Raw genomic sequence first — 1082 nt, 5'->3', positions numbered from 1 at the left:
GCTCACGGCCAACTCGGGCGGCTACTACTGGGGCGTGTACAAGCCCAAGCTCGCGGGCAAGTTCTTCGTCCGCACCCGCTGCGTGAACCACGACACGGCCTCACGCGTCGCGGTGCTCACCGTGACGGGCACGATCCCGCCGAGCACGGTGTTCCTCGCATCGACCACGTCGACGAGGGACTCCGGGCTGTTCGAGCGCATCGGCCCGGTCTTCAAGCAGAACTGCCCCGAGTACGTCCTCAAGGCGACGTTCGTCGGCTCCGGTGCGGCCATCGCACTGGGCGGCACCGGTGACGCCGACGTGCTTCTCACGCACAGCCCCACGGCCGAGGTGGACTTCATGAACGGCATCGTGGCGGGCGCTCCCTCCGCATACCGCGGCCTCAGGCGCTACAAGGTCATGTACAACGACTTCGTGCTCGTCGGCCCGAAGACCAATCCGGCGGGCGTCGGCGCCTCGGTCCCCGCGACCCAGGCGTTCCAGTCGATCGCCACGGCCGGCTCCACCTTCTGGTCCCGCAACGACAACTCGGGCACCAACACGAAGGAGAAGGAGATCTGGGCGCTGATCGGTAACCCGCAGACCGGCCAGACCTGGTACAAGGCCTCGGGCACGATGGGTATGGCCCAAGCGCTCGCCGCGGCCAACGACGCGAGCACCGGCGGCTACACGCTGTCGGACCGCGCCACGTGGCTCAACGCGGGCGCGCTCGGCATCGTGAAGAACCTGATGGTCGTGAACTCCGGTGACGCTAGGTACTTCAACCAGTACTCGGTCATCGAGGTCCGCGGTGCCCGCAACGCCGAGGGATCGCAGGACTTCAGCAACTGGATCCGCTCGCCGGAGGTGCAGGAGCTCATCAGGACCTACGGCGAGTACACCTACCCCGGGCAGGTCATGTTCGTGCCGAACGCGGGGTCGTACTAATCGCACCACCGACCGCGGTCCCGGACGGCCTGCCGGCCGGGACCGCGGTGGTCGCGCCTCGCCGGTGTCTCATGGCGGCAGCGCGGCCGGCACGCAGGCATGGCCGATCGGTCGGAGGCCCTCGAGGGACGCATGGAGATCTACGGCAGAGCAC

General features: G+C 68.1%; 1 protein-coding gene. It reads left to right on the top strand.

All coding sequences use genetic code 11. From position 1 onward, the window contains the following. Positions 1-928, top strand: a 928-nt coding sequence (locus tag FDZ70_11250) for a hypothetical protein (GenBank protein ID TLM65245.1), incomplete at its 5' end; no start/stop codon positions are given. Positions 929-1082: the final 154 nt, after the last annotated feature.

This window comes from Actinomycetota bacterium (assembly GCA_005774595.1).
Classification (GTDB): domain Bacteria; phylum Actinomycetota; class Coriobacteriia; order Anaerosomatales; family D1FN1-002; genus D1FN1-002.
The sequence above is the reverse complement of the archived record's forward strand: the minus strand, read 5'-3'. Positions and strand labels throughout refer to the sequence as shown.